Raw genomic sequence first — 910 nt, forward strand, 5'->3', positions numbered from 1 at the left:
CGCCGCTCGCCGCGCTCCTTGTCGCCGCCGGCGCCGCGGCGGGCGCCCGCGCCGCCCGGGACGCGCTCGGCCTCTCCGGCGATCGCGACGGGATCGTCCGCGCCCTGGGCGCCCGGCGCGACGGGCCGCGCTGCACGCTCCTCCTCCCCGCCGAGAAGCCCGCGGCCGCGGCGAGCGCCCTCCTCTCCGAGTGCGAGTTCGGCGCGGCGGACGTGGCGCGCGCGCTCGGGCTCGCGGCCCCGCCGCGCGTGACCGTGTTCGTGTATCGCAGCGCCGCGGAGAAGCGCCGGCTCGTGGGCGCCGCGGCCACGGAGTACGCGAAGCCCTGGCTCGCGGAGGTGCACGTCGTCGACGCTCCCTCGCCCCACCCCGTGCTGCGGCACGAGCTCGTCCACGCGCTGGCCGGGGCCATCGCGAAAGGTCCGCTCCGGGTCCCGGCGCGCGCGGGCCTCCTCCCCTCCGCGGGGCTCGTCGAGGGGCTCGCCGTCGCCCTCGAGATCCCGCGCGGCGACTGGACCGTCCACGAGTGGTCGCGGGCGGCGCGCGACCTGGGCCTCCTGCCCGACGTCGCGGCCATCGTCGGGCCTGCGGGGTTCTGGACGCAGGCGCCGGCCCGCGCCTACACGGCCTCGGGGAGCTTCCTCGCGTTCCTGCTCGAGCGGCACGGCGCCGCGAAGCTCGCCCGCGCGTACCGGGACGGCGACGTCGCCGCCGCGTTCGGCGTCCCCCTGGAGGCGCTCGTGGCGGAGTGGCAGTCGTTCCTCGACGGGGTGGCGGTGCCGCCGGGCCTCGAGGCCGCCGCCCGCGCGCGGCTCGGGCGGAAGAGCCTCTTCGCGCGGCGCTGCGCGCGCGAGGCGGCGGCGCTCGCGCTGGACGCCTCGGGCGCCGCCGCGAGCGGGCGCACCGCCCA

At 80.4% G+C, this 910-nt stretch carries 1 pseudogene; it reads left to right on the forward strand.

What is annotated here, in order from left to right:
• Positions 1-910, forward strand: a pseudogene (locus MNZ29_RS24115) (type VI secretion system protein); the annotation flags it as partial.

The sequence above is a fragment of the Anaeromyxobacter sp. SG64 genome (assembly GCF_022690745.1).
GTDB lineage: Bacteria > Myxococcota > Myxococcia > Myxococcales > Anaeromyxobacteraceae > Anaeromyxobacter > Anaeromyxobacter soli.